The sequence below is a fragment of the Microcystis sp. M079S1 genome (genome assembly GCF_020246425.1).
Lineage (GTDB): Bacteria > Cyanobacteriota > Cyanobacteriia > Cyanobacteriales > Microcystaceae > Microcystis > Microcystis aeruginosa.
The window spans coordinates 1-18,925 of record NZ_JADBSZ010000291.1; the positions used below are offsets into that span (position 1 = coordinate 1).

21 protein-coding genes, 2 tRNA genes and 2 pseudogenes are annotated in these 18,925 nt (G+C 43.1%); 11 read left to right on the forward strand and 14 right to left on the reverse strand.

Annotated elements, in window-relative coordinates; translation table 11 throughout:
* The first annotated feature begins 525 nt into the window (after positions 1-525).
* Positions 526-837 (forward strand): co-chaperone GroES, encoded by a 312-nt coding sequence (groES, locus tag IM456_RS18875; protein WP_002737272.1) that lies wholly within the window; start codon positions 526-528, stop codon positions 835-837.
* Positions 838-883: 46 nt separating this feature from the next.
* Positions 884-2,509, forward strand: coding sequence for a chaperonin GroEL (gene groL, locus IM456_RS18880; protein WP_002804201.1), 1,626 nt, complete (start codon positions 884-886; stop codon positions 2,507-2,509).
* 136 nt (positions 2,510-2,645) lie between these two features.
* On the opposite strand, the gene IM456_RS18885 is transcribed toward groL, so the two are convergent.
* The 7 genes and pseudogenes from IM456_RS18885 to IM456_RS18915 all read right to left on the reverse strand — a co-directional run bounded on the left by IM456_RS18885 (position 2,646) and on the right by IM456_RS18915 (position 6,061).
* Positions 2,646-2,870, reverse strand: coding sequence for a hypothetical protein (locus tag IM456_RS18885; RefSeq protein WP_002759485.1), 225 nt, complete (start codon positions 2,868-2,870; stop codon positions 2,646-2,648).
* Positions 2,871-3,247: 377 nt separating this feature from the next.
* Entirely contained in the window at positions 3,248-3,676 is a 429-nt protein-coding gene (locus tag IM456_RS18890; protein ID WP_149987468.1) for a PadR family transcriptional regulator, read from the reverse strand.
* 74 nt (positions 3,677-3,750) lie between these two features.
* The gene (locus IM456_RS18895; protein ID WP_149987467.1) at positions 3,751-4,671 is read right to left on the reverse strand and encodes a hypothetical protein; all 921 of its coding nucleotides are present in this window, start codon (positions 4,669-4,671) and stop codon (positions 3,751-3,753) included.
* 232 nt (positions 4,672-4,903) lie between these two features.
* Positions 4,904-5,197: a shikimate dehydrogenase gene (locus IM456_RS18900; protein WP_287693439.1), complete on the reverse strand. Its 294-nt coding sequence runs from the start codon at positions 5,195-5,197 to the stop codon at positions 4,904-4,906.
* A 107-nt stretch (positions 5,198-5,304) separates the two neighbouring features.
* Positions 5,305-5,511 (reverse strand): annotated as a pseudogene (locus tag IM456_RS18905) (type II toxin-antitoxin system HicA family toxin).
* A complete protein-coding gene (locus IM456_RS18910) occupies positions 5,508-5,711 on the reverse strand; it encodes a type II toxin-antitoxin system HicB family antitoxin (protein WP_002737783.1) in 204 nt (67 codons plus the stop codon). The pseudogene IM456_RS18905 and the gene IM456_RS18910 overlap by 4 nt, the downstream one beginning before the upstream one ends.
* A 116-nt stretch (positions 5,712-5,827) precedes the next feature.
* Positions 5,828-6,061 (reverse strand): hypothetical protein, encoded by a 234-nt coding sequence (locus IM456_RS18915; protein WP_149987466.1) that lies wholly within the window; start codon positions 6,059-6,061, stop codon positions 5,828-5,830.
* 246 nt (positions 6,062-6,307) lie between these two features.
* Between IM456_RS18915 and IM456_RS18920 the strand changes: the two genes are divergently transcribed.
* Positions 6,308-6,601, forward strand: a complete 294-nt coding sequence (locus tag IM456_RS18920; RefSeq protein WP_002759475.1) for a hypothetical protein — start codon at positions 6,308-6,310, stop codon at positions 6,599-6,601.
* A gap of 440 nt (positions 6,602-7,041) precedes the next feature.
* Here IM456_RS18920 and IM456_RS18925 read toward each other — a convergent pair whose 3' ends face one another.
* The 3 genes from IM456_RS18925 to trmB are packed head-to-tail and all read right to left on the reverse strand — an operon-like array spanning position 7,042 to position 9,140.
* Positions 7,042-7,842 carry a tetratricopeptide repeat protein gene (locus IM456_RS18925; protein WP_149987465.1) on the reverse strand — a complete coding sequence of 267 codons (801 nt, stop codon included), beginning with the start codon at positions 7,840-7,842 and terminating at the stop codon, positions 7,042-7,044.
* A 19-nt stretch (positions 7,843-7,861) separates the two neighbouring features.
* A complete protein-coding gene (locus IM456_RS18930) occupies positions 7,862-8,470 on the reverse strand; it encodes a hypothetical protein (RefSeq protein WP_287693438.1) in 609 nt (202 codons plus the stop codon).
* 34 nt (positions 8,471-8,504) lie between these two features.
* Positions 8,505-9,140: a tRNA (guanosine(46)-N7)-methyltransferase TrmB gene (gene trmB, locus IM456_RS18935; RefSeq protein ID WP_287693437.1), complete on the reverse strand. Its 636-nt coding sequence runs from the start codon at positions 9,138-9,140 to the stop codon at positions 8,505-8,507.
* 66 nt (positions 9,141-9,206) lie between these two features.
* Between trmB and IM456_RS18940 the strand changes: the two genes are divergently transcribed.
* From IM456_RS18940 to petG, 3 genes are all read left to right on the forward strand, one after another.
* A complete protein-coding gene (locus IM456_RS18940; protein ID WP_287693440.1) occupies positions 9,207-10,343 on the forward strand; it encodes a metallophosphoesterase family protein in 1,137 nt (378 codons plus the stop codon).
* A gap of 87 nt (positions 10,344-10,430) precedes the next feature.
* Positions 10,431-10,916, forward strand: a complete 486-nt coding sequence (locus IM456_RS18945; protein ID WP_287693436.1) for a hypothetical protein — start codon at positions 10,431-10,433, stop codon at positions 10,914-10,916.
* A gap of 382 nt (positions 10,917-11,298) precedes the next feature.
* Positions 11,299-11,415: a cytochrome b6-f complex subunit V gene (gene petG, locus IM456_RS18950; RefSeq protein ID WP_004162585.1), complete on the forward strand. Its 117-nt coding sequence runs from the start codon at positions 11,299-11,301 to the stop codon at positions 11,413-11,415.
* Positions 11,416-11,585: 170 nt separating this feature from the next.
* Here the strand turns inward: petG and IM456_RS18955 are convergent, their stop codons facing one another.
* On the reverse strand, positions 11,586-12,137 hold the full coding sequence (locus IM456_RS18955; protein ID WP_002759439.1) for a 1,2-dihydroxy-3-keto-5-methylthiopentene dioxygenase: 552 nt from the start codon (positions 12,135-12,137) through the stop codon (positions 11,586-11,588).
* Between the two features lie 131 nt (positions 12,138-12,268).
* On the opposite strand from IM456_RS18955, the gene IM456_RS18960 reads away from it, so the two are divergent.
* Positions 12,269-12,341 (forward strand) — tRNA-Ala (locus tag IM456_RS18960).
* Positions 12,342-13,506: 1,165 nt separating this feature from the next.
* On the opposite strand, the gene IM456_RS18965 is transcribed toward IM456_RS18960, so the two are convergent.
* Positions 13,507-14,361: a prohibitin family protein gene (locus IM456_RS18965; protein WP_149987460.1), complete on the reverse strand. Its 855-nt coding sequence runs from the start codon at positions 14,359-14,361 to the stop codon at positions 13,507-13,509.
* 3 nt (positions 14,362-14,364) lie between these two features.
* On the reverse strand, positions 14,365-14,838 hold the full coding sequence (locus IM456_RS18970) for an EVE domain-containing protein (RefSeq protein WP_149987459.1): 474 nt from the start codon (positions 14,836-14,838) through the stop codon (positions 14,365-14,367).
* 88 nt (positions 14,839-14,926) lie between these two features.
* Here IM456_RS18970 and IM456_RS18975 point away from each other — a divergent pair, with 88 nt between their 5' ends.
* Together IM456_RS18975 and IM456_RS18980 are read left to right on the forward strand one after the other, a co-directional pair.
* Positions 14,927-15,103, forward strand: coding sequence for a hypothetical protein (locus IM456_RS18975; protein ID WP_172970539.1), 177 nt, complete (start codon positions 14,927-14,929; stop codon positions 15,101-15,103).
* A gap of 55 nt (positions 15,104-15,158) precedes the next feature.
* Complete coding sequence (locus IM456_RS18980; protein WP_287692758.1) at positions 15,159-16,508, forward strand: sensor histidine kinase; 1,350 nt, start codon at positions 15,159-15,161, stop codon at positions 16,506-16,508.
* A gap of 20 nt (positions 16,509-16,528) precedes the next feature.
* On the opposite strand, the gene IM456_RS18985 is transcribed toward IM456_RS18980, so the two are convergent.
* Positions 16,529-16,601: transfer RNA gene (locus tag IM456_RS18985), tRNA-Glu, on the reverse strand.
* Positions 16,602-16,728: 127 nt separating this feature from the next.
* Between IM456_RS18985 and IM456_RS18990 the strand changes: the two genes are divergently transcribed.
* Positions 16,729-18,234: a hypothetical protein gene (locus IM456_RS18990; protein ID WP_149987457.1), complete on the forward strand. Its 1,506-nt coding sequence runs from the start codon at positions 16,729-16,731 to the stop codon at positions 18,232-18,234.
* A gap of 240 nt (positions 18,235-18,474) precedes the next feature.
* Positions 18,475-18,925, forward strand: a pseudogene (locus tag IM456_RS18995) (nuclease/transposase family protein); the annotation flags it as partial.

The window sequence follows — 18,925 nt, forward strand, 5'->3', positions numbered from 1 at the left end:
GGCAAAAAGTACGGGCGAAGCATTCGGATAGAAAATCTCCGGTTTCACCGATAGGTTATTGCCCGAATGCTTCGCCCCTACAGGACGCGGGCCGATGAAGACGCAAGGTTTTGAAGCACGATTCTCTCAAAATCTTGCACTTGTTTCGCGAGAAAAGCCACAAAACCGCTACCTTGCCTACATTTCACATTTATTCAGCAAACCCTAATTAATTTTTGAAAGGGCAAAAATGAGAAAAATAAGCATAAAATTGCCTAAAATCGCTAAATAGAGCATTTAATTGATTAATGCTCATTCTTAATTCTCCTGACGACCGACTCCTGACTCCTGAATCCTGACGACCGACTCCTAACCCCACCAACAAACTTATTCAGCAAACCCTAGCTTAACACCATAGTTCGGAAACCCGTACCGATCGAGCAGTTGTCAGGGGGCCTTGTATTTCGGTAAATTAGCACTCGGAAGGTAAGAGTGCTAATCTGGAAAAGACACTTACCAAAATACAAGAGAAACGGAGGATATTCCATGGCTGCAGTCAGCATCAACGTAACTACTGTTAAACCCCTAGGCGATCGAGTTTTCGTCAAAGTTAGTCCCAGCGAAGAAAAAACCGCCGGTGGTATTTTCCTTCCCGATGCCGCTAAAGAAAAACCCCAAATCGGGGAAGTCGTGGCCGTCGGCCCCGGCAAACGCAACGATGACGGTAGCCGTACCCCCGTAGAAGTGGGTGTGGGTGACAAAGTTCTCTACTCCAAATATGCCGGAACCGATATCAAACTTGGTGGCGAAGAATTCGTTCTCCTCTCCGAAAAAGACATTCTCGCCGCCGTTTCCTAAGCATCTACCCTTGAAAACCCCTATTTTGCACGAATAACGATACATTATGGCTAAATCTATTATCTACAACGAAGATGCTCGTCGCGCCTTAGAAAAAGGCATGGACCTGCTGGCCGAAGCGGTAGCCGTCACCCTTGGCCCCAAAGGTCGTAACGTCGTCCTCGAAAAGAAATTTGGCGCGCCCCAAATCGTCAATGATGGCATCACCATCGCTAAAGAAATCGAACTGGAAGACCATATCGAGAACACTGGTGTGGCTTTAATTCGCCAAGCCGCCTCAAAAACCAACGATGTAGCGGGTGATGGTACTACTACCGCCACCGTTCTCGCTCACGCTATCGTTAAAGAAGGTTTACGCAACGTCGCCGCCGGTGCTAACCCGATTTCTCTGAAAAAAGGGATCGATAAAGCTGCCGATTTCCTCGTCAGTCAAATCGCCAAACACGCGAAACCCGTAGAAGATTCCAAAGCGATCGCACAAGTGGGCGCTATCTCTGCCGGTAACGATGATGAAGTCGGTCAAATGATCGCCTCGGCCATGGATAAAGTCGGCAAAGAAGGCGTAATTTCCCTAGAAGAAGGGAAATCGATGACCACCGAACTAGAAATCACCGAAGGGATGCGTTTTGACAAAGGTTATATCTCTCCCTACTTTGTCACCGACACCGAGCGCATGGAATGCGTTTTTGAGGATCCCGCTATTCTGATTACCGACAAAAAAATCGGTTTAGTACAGGATTTGGTTCCCATTCTCGAACAAGTTGCCCGTCAAGGCAAACCCCTAGTAATTATCGCCGAAGACATCGAAAAAGAAGCTTTGGCAACCCTAGTGGTTAACCGTCTGCGCGGTGTTCTTAACGTTACTGCGGTGAAAGCCCCTGGATTTGGCGATCGCAGAAAAGCGATGTTAGAAGATATCGCCGTCTTAACCGGTGGTCAAGTCATTAGCGAAGATGCGGGTTTAAAACTGGAAACCACCAAAATTGACAGCTTAGGTACGGCCCGTCGTATCACTATGAACAAAGATACCACCACCATCGTCGCCGAAGGAAACGACGTGGCAGTGAAAACCCGTTGTGAGCAAATTCGCCGTCAAATCGAGGAAACCGATTCTTCCTACGATAAAGAAAAACTGCAAGAACGTCTGGCTAAATTAGCCGGGGGTGTGGCAGTGATTAAAGTCGGTGCCGCTACCGAAACGGAAATGAAAGACCGCAAATTGCGCCTAGAAGACGCAATTAACGCCACTAAAGCAGCCGTAGAAGAAGGTATCGTCCCCGGGGGTGGTACTACTTTAGCTCACCTCGCTCCCCAATTGGAAACTTGGGCTAAAGAAACCCTACACCATGAAGAATTAACCGGTGCTTTAATCGTTTCTCGCGCCATTGCTGCCCCCTTAAAACGGATCGCTGAAAATGCCGGCCAAAACGGTGCAGTTATTGCCGAACGGGTGAAAGAAAAGCCCTTTAATGTCGGTTATAATGCCGCTACCGGTGAGTTCTCCGATATGTTTGAGGCGGGTATCGTTGACCCTGCGAAAGTGACTCGTTCTGCCCTACAAAATGCCGCTTCTATCGCCGGTATGGTTTTAACTACCGAGTGTATTGTTGTGGATAAACCGGAAAAAGAAAAATCCGCTCCTCCCGCCGGCGGTGGTGACTTCGACTATTAATAATTAGTCTGTTTTTTCTGGACTCGATCGCTTAAATGCGATCGAGTTTTTTTTATGAAAAAACATCACTCCGGGTTAAGAGTTAATCGGCTAGGATAATATCAAGGTTTTACCCGAACTCATATCGCTATAGATTTTACCGACTCGTTTGATCGATTCTACGGTTCTCATTCACTTGAATTTGTTTGAGGTTTTCTAAATCTTGAATCTGTCGGATCTCTGGCAGTAATTCCAGTCCTTCGATTCCGAATTTTAACTCTAGTCCTAATTCGATACTGTTAAAAATTTCTCTCCGAATTCCTAAGTCTGTTGCTTCTTTGAGGATTTCGTAATACGACGAGGATTCTCTTAAGATTGCCATATCCCACCTTATGATCTCTGTACCGTTGCGCTGTCCAGTGCATAAGATATGAAATTCTTGAATAATGTGGGGACTTCACTTTAGCTCCATCCCCCCCATCATCCCAAGAAGCGATCGAGATAGCCATTTAAAAAATACTAAAATTGATTTCAATGGCTGACCCGATTAAAACTAATGTTCTACAAATCACGATGAGATTTGCCACGAAAGGAGGGTATTTTTGGACAATTTTGTTGTTATAGAGATCGTAAAGATCTCCTAACCACTCCTCCCTCCTGTCTTTTGGCAAAATGAGGGCGACAGGTATGGCTAACCACCGAGTTGTCCAAGACTTCCGATACAAAACCTCCATAATGTGATTGACAACGGCTTCTGACTCAGACGGGTTTCCAATGGAGGAGATTGTGCCTGAACTCTTGAATGCTAGAGATAGTTCTTTCTCCCAATTGGGTAAGGTGATAATACCTCCTTCTCGCACCGCCTCTGTCATCGGGACGCTCATCTCCCCATCGAGATTTGATAAGTCCTTTTTCTTCCAGGCTGTGAAGAGTAGGATAGAGAGAGCCAATACGGAGCTTTCTGTGTCCCCCACTAGCATCTGCGATGGACTCAATAATTTGCAGTCCGTATAACTCTTTATTTTGAAGAGACAATAGAACAAGCTCTTCATTAGGAGTAATAGAAACTGGTTTCGGGACTGCTCTTGAGACTGGTTCTGCGGAATTGATGACATGGGGATTTCCTCCATTATTTGGGTTTTGATCGCCCCCTGAATCAGGGCAATACTGATTAAGTGTGCATTTCATGGTAAAGTTTCTCCTTGCAAATTAAGAAAATAGAAATCAGTGATGTTGTTCCTTTTAGGTTATTCTCGCCCCTACTAATTGAGGCATATAGCTAACCTTGAGCTAGGGTAGTTATCTACTTTCTCGTTACCTTCCTTCTTGTTACTTTCCTTTAGAAAAAAAGCAGGAATAGTCATAAAAAGATTAGTCGAGAATAACTTTGTTTTTGGAATCCAACCACGAATAAATTTGAGTGACAGGTGAAAAAAAAGACTAGCGTAGGTCGTTAACAATAATTGTCGTCCTCTTGCTTTGCGTTCACCATCGTTTGTCCAAATTCCCCCGCTCATGGAGTTGATTTCTGAAGAATAACTCTCAATCGCCAAATCAGTTAGAGGATGAAACCAGATTTCCCCGCTTATAGATTTGGTTTCTGAGGACTGCCAAATAGCTATTGTCCAAATTCCCCCGCTCATAGAGTTGATTTCTGAAGAATAACTCTCAATCGCCAAATCAGTTAGAGGATGAAACCAGATTTCCCCGCTTATAGATTTGGTTTCTGAAGACTCCCAAATAGCTACTAAGGTGTTTTGCCCCTCATTCCCATAGGTGGTGTCCTGCAAGGTACTGGCTGCCGGCGGTTTGTGGGTAAAGGTGTCTTGCCCCTCATTCCCATAGATGGTGTCTCGCAAGGTATTGACTAAAGGTAATTTATAGGTAAAGGTGTCTTGCCCCTCATTCCCATAGATGGTAAACCCAGTGGAATCAAAAACTGGCGAGGGAGACAAAACATCACCGCTTGACCAAGCATTAATTTCTGGCCACGGCTTGATATCGTTGAACTCAAGGGGAGGCTCTAGAAAATCTACTGACCAAGCATTAATTTCTGGCCACGGCTTGATATCGTTGAACTCAAGGGGAGGCTCTAGAAAATCTACTCTGGCTGCGGCCTGACAGGGGGCATGATACCCTAATAAAGCAATATAAGCAGCAGCCGCTACTATTGTCTTCTCCATCTTCATTAATCTTGTCTCCTATTTTGTGGAGGTTATCTTATTCTAAGATACCTTAGAAAAATGATATTTGCCAAGCGGACGCTGCTAAATACTCTTCTCGCAAGGGTATTTTTTGGTAAATTTGGATGCCGTAGGTTGGATTGAACGGAGTGAAACCCAACAACCGAGGATCTATGTCGGGTTTCGTTGCCTCAACCCGACCTACGAATTTACTATACAAACGGGGAAACTTTTAAGGATTCGGGATCGATCGCACCAGTAAAGTCAGAATACTGGTTAATACTGCCACTACCACGGGAATAATCAACGATTTTGCTCCCTTAAGGTCCGATACATCCTGAATTAAAGCGTTCTGTGTTCCCTCTACTTTTTCCAATCGCCTATCAATAATCTTGAGTTCGGTTTTAACCTCGGCCATATCTACTTTTAGATCGGTGACATCTTTCTGTAAAGAGTCTAACTTGCCTTCGATTCTTGTTAGAACAGTTTCTAGGGAATAGGTGATAGTGACGGGGGATTGACTCATCTGAATTTCCGGGAATATTCGATCGCCTAGTAATATTGTAGGCTGATAATCGTTATTGGTAATTCTGCGATCTTTCGGGAGTGACGGAATTACAACGATCGCATTGATCAAATATCTTCTTCAGAAAGTCCCGCTTGTTTCAAAAAATGCTTGAGTAATCCGATTTTTAAATCCTGATTTCCGTGAATCGGCACAGAGATACGGGTGGGATTATCCGGCTGACAGTAAATGTGATGGCTACCTTGAATTCTCAATAATTACCATCCGTGACGCTCTAAAATTTTGGCGAACTTTTTCCCAGAAATCGATTTCATATCGCTATCTCTAGAATCCGAGTTTTCGGATCGGTCGGCAAGGATTCCACATCTATGGATAGACAACCTTCGATCGCCTCGTGTAAATTCTCTAGTAGTTCCTCGAAAGTTTCTGCTTGGGTGGCACAGCCGGGGAGCGCCGGGACTTCCCCCCAGAAGCCACCTTCCTCCGCCTCGTGAACGATAACTTTCATTTTCATTGCTTATCTCCTAGATCGATCAATGGGAGGGATGGATAGATAATTATTACCACTCCTAAAATCTAACATTTCTACGGGGTTGTGTAAATAATCAGTCTTCAATAACTGGATTTAGTCTAAATATTGTAGGCTGTTTTTGTAGGTGATGCAATCCTTACCAACTGACGACATTCTGTTTTAATGGCTTGTTGCAGTTCTTGTGCCTCTGAATCGCTTAAAATGCCTGAAAAATTGGCCAGAGGATGACTGTTGCCTGTTGCCTGAACTCGATGTAAAAAATCTAATACGGTTTCTATTAGATCATCAGGTACTTGTTCGAGTTCTTGAATTAATTGTTGACGATGGTTCATAGACAGTCTTAACGAGTAATACAGTAAATGTAATGGCTACCTTGAATTCTCAATGACGTTCTCAAATTTTGGCGAACTTTTTCCCAGAAATAGATCTTAATTGACTCATCTGAATTTCGGAGATTATTCGATCGCCTAGTAATATTGTAGGCTGATAATCGTTGCCGTTGCCTCTGGATTGGTAATTCTGCCATCTTTCGGGAGTGATAGAATGCGAAGTATCCCCCGCAACAAGGAATTTAGTTTATGAGTCAATCGGGAGAAACCGTCACCTATTCCCTAGAAGCCATCCTGACGCGGATCGAGGGAAAGATCGATCGAATCGATGATCGCCTGACAAAACTAGAGGTAGGACAGGCAAAATTAATCGAGAAAGTCGAGGGAATGGATAAGCGGTTAGAAAGGCTAGAAAACGAACAATCGGGGCTAGTTAAGGATATATCCGATTTAAAAGGGGCGAAATCGCTGATTATCCCCGTAACCGTCGCGATTATTACCGCCATACTCACGGTTTTCCTTCGCTCTTTACCCTCTCCCTAGACAAATCGCACTTGGCACGACCAGAAACTGCCCGATGTTGCTTACCACTTTCTAGCTATTTTGTCAACACCCTATAGAATGAATTACTATACTAGCCGATAAATGATCACAAAATCTGATCAATTATCACCGTCCGGCCCCGGCGGTGAGGATGTCAATACCATATTCCTTAACTTTTTTAGAAATCATGAAAACCCTACCTATGTCTTTGGTGTTAGGGGGAGAGCCTAGTTCATTTGTATTGGTAGAGGGGGTAAACCCCGTCTGTGCGGCGGTTCTTATCGGGAATCTCCCGCAAACAGATGATGATTTTTTCTCTCCGATCAACAGTTCGCCATAAGTGAGAGAAAGTCACAGATATGAGCTGCACCCGTTACCGTTTTCTTTTCAATGATTACTGTTTACTGATAACTAAAAAAGCTCTCTTTTCTTTCCTCTAGCTAGTAGAGCAGAAATGTTAACTTTGCTTGGTATTCTTGGGTGAGGGGATGACTAACTCCTAAAATCTGAAATATGGCTAACATGGCCTTTCTTGCACCATCCTGACGATATTTTCTACTTTTTCCCACCACGCTGATCAGTTTATCTAAAGCGGCGGAATAATCTTCTTTTAATGCGAAATTAATCCCAGTAAAAAATATTGGATCGAGTGGATTATTTTCCGGTTTTAACTGTTGAAATTCTAGGAGAGTTTTCCAGCCTTTAATCGGGGTATTTTCCTCTTTAATAGCAGTGATTAATCGGTAAGCGTCAGACCATTTTTCTAGACGCATGAGAAATTTTACCGCCATAATAATTAATTGCGGTTCGTTGGGATATTTGGGAAAAAGACGATCAAATAATTGTTTAGCTGCGGTCAAATTATCGAGGGCGATCGCTTCTTGGATTTCTGCTAATCCTGTTTCTAATTCCGATTGTAAATCGAGACGGGAAAATAAGTCTCTAATTTGTTCTTCTGGCAAAGCACCGACAAAACAGGGTAACACTTCTCCCTTGCTGACAATTCGCACATCGGGAACTCCTTCCACATCGTATTGTTCGGCTAATTCGGGATTTTTATCTATATCTATTTTGGCCAGGATAAAATTATATTCACTTGCTAGTTTTTCTAGCATCGGTTTTACCAATTTACAGGGTCCACACCACAGGGCATAAAAGTCTAAAATCACTGTATTTAGATAAGATTTCTCGATCACTTCACTGTCAAAATTTGTCCCATCTACCTCGATAGAATATCCCATCTATTTCTCCTCTAATAACTTATTTTTCAGCTAGTTTTGTCCCACTTACCTCTTTTACCCAAAGGGCTAATCCTCCCCCTCGTCCCCGGGCTGCCATCATTGTTTCTGTGATCAAAAAATAGGCAAAAAATGCCTGTTTTTTGATACTTTCCTGATAAAAATTCGCTTCACTTACCTGGCCATTTCTAATAAAACCTGAATAGAGAGAGCGATTAAATAGGGTTAGGTTGAGCCGGGTAAAATCAAAGGCAAGAAGACGGGTTTTAGGAAAAAACTTAACCGGACCGCTTACGGATAGTTTTACTGCCCCTAAAACTATCTGATTACTGACGGTTCCAGAGATAAATTCTCCCGGTTCTAAACTCTCATTTCTTTGGTAAGAGATGGTAATTTTTAACCAGGACGGTAGATAGCGACCCTTACCCAAAACAATTCCCGCTCTCTTTTTCGCTTTTTGAGTTCCCGTGATAAAGTATAATCGCCAAGTACCGACTAAAGCCTCAAAAGTAAGATTTTCTTTAGTTTTTTTAGTGTTTTTTTCTTTGGTTAAGAGAAATTCTAGCAATTGAGAGACAGGGGGGCGATTATTATCCTCAAGTATTAGGGGTGAGTCGAGATTTCTAACCATGATTTGAGACAGTGCCAAGATATTTTAACTGAAGCTACCGAACTCGAAAAAGCGAGCGATAAACCGGTTGACCCTTATTATAAGTGGACTTTTCCCTCTCCGTCGGTACGGGGAAAATATTTTCCTCTAACCAGGGGGTTTGATGTTGCCGAACAAAATGGGGATGTGCTTGAAATCTCTCGGTCATTTCCAGGGCGATCGATTCCACATCCGACTGTAAAAAAACCCAGCCCCCAGCTACCATATACTTAGCCAAAGCTATTACTAATTCTGGCTGCACAACCCGACGCTTACTGTGACGCTGTTTAAACCAAGGATCGGGAAATTGAATCGACACCCAAAATAACTTATCTGCGGGCAAAGATTGCAGTAAAATTTCTGGGGCAACATTCATATTGCCAAAAACAAAAGCGAGATTACTTAATCCTAACCTTTCCCGTTCCTGATTCGCTTCAATTACCAAAGGTTGACGAATTTCAATCCCCAAAAAATTAATTTCTGGAGCTACTTGGGCCATTTGTAACAAAAATTTACCCCGCGCACAACCAATGTCAAGATGGAGAGGTTGCGTCATATCCTGATAAACTTGATTCCAATCGGGGGGAGCGATCGGATGGCGATATTTATGACTTAAGGGATTGACGTGCTGACGAACGCGAACTTTAGCCAAAGATATTTTCTCCTCTATTTCTCCTCGATCGATCTAGTTTACCTATATTTAGCCCAATTGCATGCGATGAATTTCCGTTTCGCCATTCTCAGCGATCCTCATATCGCTTTACCCACAACCATTTTGAACCATTCTAATCGCTTTCATCTGGTGGAAGTGAGTATTCCCGCTTTAAAAATTGTTTTAGACCATCTCATCACCCTTAACCTCGATTTTCTGCTGATTGCTGGCGATTTAACCCAAGATGGTGAACCAGAAAATCATCGTTGGTTAGCCGATTGTTTAGCCACTTTACCCTTTCCCGTCTATGTGGTGCCGGGTAATCATGATGTTTTGAGTTTAACCGCGACGGAAAACCAGATCGGTTTAGCAGATTTTCCCTTTTATTATCAACAATTTGGTTACAGCAATCCCGAACAAATATACTACCAAAAAGAAATTTTACCCGGAGTGCAATTAATCGGTCTTAATTCTAATCAATTCGATGATCAAGGTAAACAAATTGGCAGTTTAGATGCAGAACAATTGCATTGGTTAAAACAGATTTTACCCGCGCTAAAAAACGATCTAGTGATGGTGATGATCCATCATAACGTTATCGAGCATTTACCCGGACAAAGCAATCATGAATTAGGTAAACGCTATATGTTGGCTAATGCGGTAGAACTGCTCGATATACTACAGGAAAACGGCGTAAAATTGTTGATTACTGGTCATCTCCACGTGCAAGATCTGGCTTTTACTAGAGGTATCTATGAAATTACCACCGGTTCCCTCGTCAGTTATCCCCATCCCTACCGGGTGCTAGAATATTGCGAAAACACGGGAGAATTAGCCATAGAATCCTTTCATCTGCAAAATATACCCGGATGGGAGAATTTACCCGCCATTTCTCGGCAATGGTTAGGCGATCGCTCTTATCCTTTTATGATGCGTTTATTAACCTGCCATCCCCTCAATCTTCCCATGAGTCTAGCGGAGGAATTAGCCCCGAAATTACGAAATTTTTGGGCAGATGTGGCCAAAGGTGACACAATCTTCGATTTTAGCGATTTTCCGCCCCTAGTACGCCGTTATTTCTACGCTTTCAGTGCCATCGATCCCCTCGGTAATCCTCATTTTATCGACAATCAAGCCGTAATTAGTTTCAAGCATCAGTTTAGTTATCAGCGCTCAAACTTTCTGCTGGAGATGGGAGAATAGCTGCAACAAATAATTAACTATAGCTTATAGTTATGGTACGCGGCCGCTATCTTGGCAGAAAATATCAAAAAAAATCAATAAAAATAAATGGAAGCACTTAAAAAGGAATTAAAAAAAATCGGTTCTCTTGCCCTCTTTTTTTTCTTGGCTTTCGGTTATATTCTTCTGATCATGAAATTATTTCTGGAAGAGTATTCGATTACCACCTACGTTTTGGGTAAAGCGATCGTAGGAGCGATCCTTGCGGCAAAAACCGTGGCCATTCTCGACGCAGCCATGAAGCTAGAATGGTTAGAAAATCGTCCCCGTTACGTTAGTGTTCTATATCGAACCTTTGTTTATACCCTAGCAGCACTGATTCTCGGCTCGATCGAGGGTTTTCTGGAAGCTTATCGAGTAACGCGGGTAATTTCGCAGGCAATGGCCAAATTTTGGCAAAGGGAAAGTTTCTCTCAAATCCTTGCGGTTACTCTCTGTCTAGCAGTGGTTTTTTGTCTCCACAATCTCTGGCAAGAAATTGATCGCTATTGGGGTAAAGGCACATTGAGAAAATTTTTTCTCGGTCGCTCCTAGAGTAGAGCAGTTATCTTAATGGTGAGATAGCAAGTTTTCCTTTTGGGGAGTCGGGAGATAAGAGTCAGTCTCGATGAAAAAATTTTCACCACCAGAGATGAAAGAGGTTTCCTTCCCTACACCCCACACCCCACACCCTACACCCTCTTTCAAGTCAGGGAGATAGGGAGATAGGGAGATAGGGATTTAGGGAAATTTCAGCTAAATTCCCCACTACCCCCCGCAACGCGCACGCAGTGACCACCCCACTACCCCACTACCCCACAAAAAACTTGTTCAGCAAACCCTATTTAATAAGTATGTGCGATCGCCCTATCTTTCCAGGGCAACCGCTGCTACGATAAAATACGGGTGGAAAATTGCTAATCCAAGGAGTACAGACGTGATTGAACCTTTAGTGCTAGGCATTACCCTAGGCTTAATTCCCATTACCCTAGCGGGTTTGTTCGTTGCCGCCTATTTACAGTACAAACGGGGCAATCAATTCGGCTTAGACTAAATCTATCACGCCAATCCCCCGAATTGAGACAATCTCCCGTCAAGCTAGGCACTAGACGGGAGATTTTTCAACAGGACAAATTTGCCGCTTAACAGATTGTTGCTGCCGGCGTTGCCATCCCTGCAAAACTCGTCTGTCTTATTGGGAAAGCGATCGCCTAAAAGCAAAGGCTACACGGCTGTTAAACTAGGAAAACGAATGACAGTTTCCGTATATTCGGGAACCCATCCGGCGGTACTGGTGAAGTAACGTACTGCTTTAACTCGTTTACTGGCAGTGAGGTGAAACCAGTGTTCGCTATGGGCGGGAACATTGATATATTCTTGAGGTTGAATAGTTAATTCCCCCTGAGAACCATCGGCAAAGACAAAGCCAAAAACCCCCTCCCCATCAATGATATAACGCACCTCATCGTCGGCGTGGGTGTGACAGCGCTCGAACTTTGCCAGTAAAGTGTCGAGATTGGGAATTTCAGGGTGTAAAACGATTAAATCTCTAGCTTGATAACCCGCTTCTTGTTTAAGTTGCTCAAAATAACCGTCTAAGCTGGTTAAAACTATTTCTTTTTCTTCGTCAGTGAGAGAAGCTTGTTTAAGTAGCTGACGAGTGGCTTCGTTTTCGATCGGCCAATAGTTTAAAGTAACATTTAATTTAGCCAATTCCAGACTAATATCGGCTAACTGGGTATAGGTTGTCCCATTCTCTAAGCGTAGTATCGCCATTAGTTATCATCCTCAAGATTACTTTTTCCATTTTAAGGTTTTCCAGGGGCAGACCGCCTGATTTTTTGCCCCTCGATCCCTTGCCAGTTCCTAGGATTTTCTGCTCAAAAATGCTATTATGGCCTATATATGGGGAATTAGCTCAGTTGGTAGAGCGCTGCGATCGCACCGCAGAGGTCAGGGATTCGAGTTCCCTATTCTCCATTTGCCAGAGATATTAACCGCTTCTTAAGGTTCAAGAAAGATCATGAACCAGTGTCAACTTCCCAAAAAGGCGTTACTTTTATTTCTGGGGAGAATAGCAGAGGATTACTGACAGAAAAGCTAAAAGATTTCACTTGTGGTGGTAATTTTCCTTGAAAAAATGCCATTAATTCCTGATCATTTCTTGGTAAGTGACTAAGGATAACTCCATTAGCTGAATTGTCTTGAACAAAACGAAAATTGGCTTGAGTTCCATCGAGATAATTAACTTTAATTAGGGCTTGCTGAATAATGGTAAAACCCTTTTAAAATAAGGCTTTTGACCTGTTAAAATCCGATGTTCATGCTGCGAAAATCGGATTGGGACCCTCAAAAACCTGGCATTATCCTTCTTGTAGTACATAAACTGGTACGAAAAGAGAGGGCAACAAAGCCTGAAACGACCGGCTACTGACTCGGAGACTCCTGACTCCTGACCCCACCAACAAACTTTTTCAGCAAACCCTAATTATCAATTCTCGTAGGGTGCGAAGCGCGAAAGCGTAACGCACCAATTTAATGATGAAGTTACTGCGTGGGTTGCGGATTGTTGATTTTGGTTTTTTATCAGAATTGGTAGCCGTCTAACCAGAAGTGTTCAATGATAGCTTCATCAAGCAAAAAAGCGACTAAAATTATGATATTTTAGTCACATTTAAATGATAATTATTATTATTATCATTATCATGATGCTAAACTATTTTGCGGGAATTGTCAAGACAATCTTAAAAAGACTCCCCAAAAATGACTATCCTGTTCTCAATACAAGGCTGTTTGTACTTATCTGGCTTCATTTAATTTTCGATAAAAGTCTCGGCAGCTTACGAGATTTGTTTTTCCGAGCCTTTAGGCAACGGGATTGTCAAATTACGGTTATCTTCTGCCAGACCTGATGTGGTTGCTCAAAGGCTTCTAGATGTTTTACTTACTCTGGAAACGGAACTGACAGGAGCTACGGCAATTACCATTAGCGATGACTCTGTGCTTGTTCCTAAACTTCCAATTCGATGAACCCGCCTATTTAATGACTTGTTTGCACAATGAGTCTTTTAATTCTTCCTGAAATCCTCCTCTTGATGGGAAAGGCTGTATCTTGAGAAAACAATTCGGCTAAATAGACCCGAATTTAGGGGGTATTTTCTGGAAAAGAATCACTATAATTAAATAAAAATGGTACGCTATTTTTTCCCGATCCATCCATGACTAAAACCCGAGGCATTTGCGCCCCACCTTCGCGCCAAGCTTCGATCGCTTCTTTCTGTAAAACTAATCCTCCCCCCTGTTCTTTTAAAGTTTCTGCTAATAGTCTTTGTGCCTCAGCTTTCCCTTTAGCGCGATTAACTTCTGCTTGGGCCTGTTGTTCCGCTTCTTGGGTGATATAAACGGCTCTTTGGGCGCGTTGTTCCGCGATTTGTTTATCTTCGACGGCCCGAGCAAATTCTGGAGAAAAATTCAAATCTACCACACTGGTATCTAAGACTAGAATACCATACTTTTCTAACCGAGTCGATAGGGCATTATCAAAGTCTTCTTTTAACTCACTGCGTCGAGTAATTGCCTCCTCTACTGTTCTTTTAGCGGCGGCAATTTTAAAGGATTCTTGGGTTTGAGGGGCGATAATTTTAGCAACAATATTTTGTAGGGTGCCTTGGGTTCTTCTAATTGACACCACTTGCGTCGGATCGAGACGAAAATTAATCGCAAAACTAGCGGATAAATCCTGTAAATCTTTAGTGGAACTTTGGGCGGGAACTTCAAATTTTTGCACCGTAACATCGTAGATATCGACACTAGAAACAAAGGGAGGTTTAAAGTGCAATCCCTCCAATAAAACCCCGTCCTTAGCCTTTCCTAAAACACTTAAAACCCCCGCTTGTCCGGGGGTGATAATCACATAGGCATTAAAGGCCGCTAAAATGACAATAGTGGCCAATAATCCCCCAATCAGGGAAAGTAAATTAATAGCATCTTTCTGGTTCACAGTTTATACTCCTTGATGAGCGACTAAAGCGAGAATTTTTGTTGCGATCGCTTGATTGACAGGCATCACTGACAGACGATTTCCTGTCCTTACTAATAATAATTCATCGGCAGTAAAATTTTGTTTTAAAATTCCCAGGGGCAGCAGTTGGGGAAAAAGGCGATCGAACTCAACTTTAACCGTCCACCAGCGCGGGGAATCTGGGGAGGATTTAGAATCATAGTAGGGACTATCGGTATCGAATTGTGTGGGATCGATCATATCAGTTTGCACCACTCGCATCAAGCCGACAATCCCCGGCGGGGTGGTATTAGAATGATAAAAAAAGGACAAATCTCCCCGTTTCATCTGACGGAGAAAATTGCGGGCCTGATAATTTCGCACCCCCTCCCAAATAGTTTGACCATCTTTTTTTAAATCCTCGATACTATAGACATCGGGTTCCGATTTCATTAACCAGTAATTTAAATTCATCATTTATAGTTGTGATTAATTCACATAAGCTCAAAAATATTTTTAGCCGTTCCTGTCAGCCCTGTCACCATAGGGTTAAATATAATTCACTTTGACTGCTTTTGTAGTTCTACTCAAACAATTATTGGGAAGAATGTATCTAAAAATACTTTTGTTAGGGGCAATTTTTCAGGACTATGAGCGTTCAAGTCTAGCTATTCTTGGCAACCGTCAGTTTTTCCCTATAGCTAAAAATAATTTATTCTCGATTATTAAATCGATCAAATAAGCTGTAAAATAGGATACATTGCTCTAAAAATCTCTAGCCAATCCATAGATTATCGGTGTTCCAAGCCACTCGCCGCCGTTTAGCCTTATGGTACACTGTTGTCACTGCCATACTACTACTTTTTCTCGCTACGGGAATGTATTTTTATGTGCGCCATACCCTAGTGGATCGCATTGATGATACCCTCAAACACATCATTGAGGTGGTAAATCGTTCCCTCGTGATCGAATCGATTCCCCCGGATCAAGGACGTTATCGCGTCGATCCCCTCGCAAGTTTTCCCAGTCAGGGTAAATCCGTCGAGGACGATCATATAGATTTGGAATGGTTTGATCCCCAAGGTAATCTACTTTGGTCAACTCTGGCCGAATCCTTAGATGTTCCCCTCCATCCCCACCGTCAAGGGGAAACTATTCGCTTATCCGATAATCGTCTGCTGCGACAAGTAACCGAAAGGGTGGAAATCGGTCATTATGTTTTGGGATATCTGCGGGTAAGTCATCCTTGGTTTGAGGTGACAAAACCGATTAGACAGCTATTATGGGATTTAATCGCCGGAATTTGCCTGATGATTGCTAGTGTTGCCTGGATTGGTTGGTTTTTGTCCGGTTTAGCCATTCAACCGGTAAAAGAGTCCTATCAGAGTTTAAAACAATTTACCGCCGATGCTTCCCATGAATTACGCAATCCGATCGCCACTATCCAAACTAACGTGCAAATGGCGATCGCCTATCCCCAAACTGGCCATCAACGCTTGCAAGTGATCGAGCGTTTAACGGAAAGATTGGGCAATTTAGTCAATGATCTGCTCTTTTTAGCCCGTTCTGATAGTGGCATCGTCCAACCGATCGAGCAAGCTGTACCTTTGGATGCTCTATTGATGGAAGTGGTGGAAGAACAGCGTTTAATCGCCGATAAGCAGGGAATTTCCCTCTCTTTGTCGATTGTGGAACCGGACCAAGAGGATTTTTCCTACAGCGATGAAATGTTTACTATGGGGGGAGATTGGGATCAATTAGCCCGTTTATTCACAAATTTAATCTCTAATGCCCTAAAACACGCTTTTTTGCCCGAATCTGAGCCTAAAAATGTGGCAGTGGAATTGGAGAAAAGTAAACGCGATCGACAATCGGTGTTACTGGTACGCGTCAAAGATAACGGAATCGGTATTCCCGAGGCTGCTTTGTCCCATATTTTCGATCGCTTTTATCGTCTCGATCCCGCACGACAAAATTCCGCCACTTCCGGGGGAACAGGATTAGGATTAGCGATCGCTTTAGCGATTACCCTCAGTCATCATGGACAAATTAGCGTCGAGAGTCAGATCGATCGGGGAACAATCTTCACCGTCAGCTTACCGAAAAGCCATCAACGGGAGAAAAAAACCGAAAAGTCAGAAGCTTGACACTTCTGACCTTCTTTTCATACCCCCAAGGGAATTCGAATCCCTGTCGCCTCCGTGAAAGGGAGGTGTCCTAGGCCACTAGACGATGGGGGCGTGGATTTCAGACCTTTTTAAATATAACAATAATCTTTCCGGGAGTCAAGGGTTTTGGCCAAAATTTTTTTAATCCCGTCCTTGCACAATAGGATAGTCTAATTGAAGATGTTATCGCCCAAAATCCATGGCTGCCGATCCCTATAAAAGCCGACTGTTCAACCTGATCAACCGTCGCTTGATCCGTCTGAAAGATAACCTCGGCCGCGTCTCCCGTCGCGGTCAAAATGCGATCGCTATTGCCCTGCAAATAGCCCTCTATCCCGTCTATTTGCTGGTACAATCGCTGCGGATGACGGCTAATCAATTGGGGAACAGTCTCCAGAAACAATTATCACCCCCCGGAAAAGAGGGGACGGATGCGATCAAAGAATTTCTACAGAGCTTATCTGACCAAGAAACGCCATTTATTGGCATAGCAGCCGATCTAGAGGATCAAGCTTTAGTTTTCGTCACTAACGATCACCAGACCGTCAAAATCACCGATAATCAAACCCAAAGACAAATAGAAAAACAAATTAGAACGGCACTGGCTAACTACGCCCTCGAAAAACAGAAAATTAAGCGATTAAATCCTCAATATCCACCTTTATTACCGAATTTTACCGATAAAAATCCTGTCTTGCCTCCGATACGTTGGTTTTGGAACCTACTACGCTGGGAACAACAGGGACAAATAGCGATCGCCATAAATCTCTTCCAGGAATCCCATCTCGTCAAAACCCCGATACCACCCTCCTTACCACTGCCTAATTTCAATTCTCAAGCGATTTTAGAAGTTATTGACGAAAAATTAGCAATTTTCGAGGCTAAATTTCTCGCTGTCTCCCCCGCAATCCCCAGCAGTGTTAGCCACACCTCTAACCCCCCTTCCGATCTCGTTAACCAGTCCCCGACTCTCGAGAAAAATTCCTCCTATCTCTGGCGACTTTATTGGTTAATTTATGCTGCGATCGAGCATTTCTGGGCAAAAGAGAAGAATAATTTAGAATATAGTGCTGATTCACCCGCTTTATCGGCAAAATATCCCTTAAGTCTTCCTAATTCTCTGCTGATCAGCTTCAAGCAACGTCTCCAGGATTGGCTAGAAAAACAAACTCAAGCGGATCCCTTCACGATCGGCAAACTCATCCAAGCGGCGATCGATCACTTCTTTTCCTCTCGCCAATCCCTGACATTTTCCGCCGTCAGCGAGCAAACATGGCTAGAATCCGCCGATATCTTGGCTATTTCTCCCCAAGACTCCGAAAAACCCCGCCTTAACCCCGCTTATCCCCTTCCCCAGTCCCCAGGCACACCAGCCGAGCCTCGTATCACAAAAAAAGCTTTTAGTCAAGAAAAACAAAATAAATCTTTACAAAAAATCCCCCCGGCCGCCGCTGAAATTACTCCGGGAGAATCCCCCCCCGCAACCCAATTAGATCCCCGCTACGCTAGGGAGATAATTCAACCAATTAACGAAGAATGGTTAGAAACCGAATCAACCCCCGTCGGCTACGTTAAACACCCCTTAGAACGGATTTTAGAGGGATTAGATGCGATTATTTTATGGGTGGAGGAATTAGTTATTAAAATCTGGCGTTGGTTGCGGTACAATCGACGCATTTCTAAATTACTCAAACGCAAACGCTAAATCGATCGGTTTTGGGTATAGCCGATCGGGCAGTCCTTCTGTTGTGAGAAACTTGAGACTATCTTTAGGGACTTACCTAAAATGTCGGATGAATGCCCCCGCTAAATTTTTCGACAAGACATCAACCTTTGCGGGGGATGAAATCCGACCAGAATATCAACCCCAGAGCATCGGTTTAATTCTACCATCTATGGGTAAACTGTGTTATAATTAAACTATCCAATGGTCGAGGATTAATCAATGCTAGTCGTAGAACAAAGCTAAAAAACGGAACCCCAGAGCAATATCACCAGCTTGATGAAGCTATCAGAACTTCTCAGTTTGTGCGTAACTCTTGTGTTCGTTATTGGATGGACAATAAGGGGACAACCCGTAATGATCTTCAAAAGCTTTGTGCTGTACTAGCAGACAACAAAGAAACACCTTGGGTTAATAAATTAAACTCTCAAGCTCGTCAATCGGCTGCTGATAGAGCCTGGCAATCAATTAATAGGTTTTATCAGAATTGTCATGCTAAGATACCAGGGAAAAAGGGTTTTCCCCGATTTAAAAAGCATAGTCGTTCGGTTGAGTATAAACTAACAGGCTACAAACTATCTGATGAGCGACGTAAAATCAAGTTCACTGATGGTTTTAAAGCAGGAGAATTTGATTTATGGTGTAGTCAAAAAACCTTAGTTTATTATTCAGA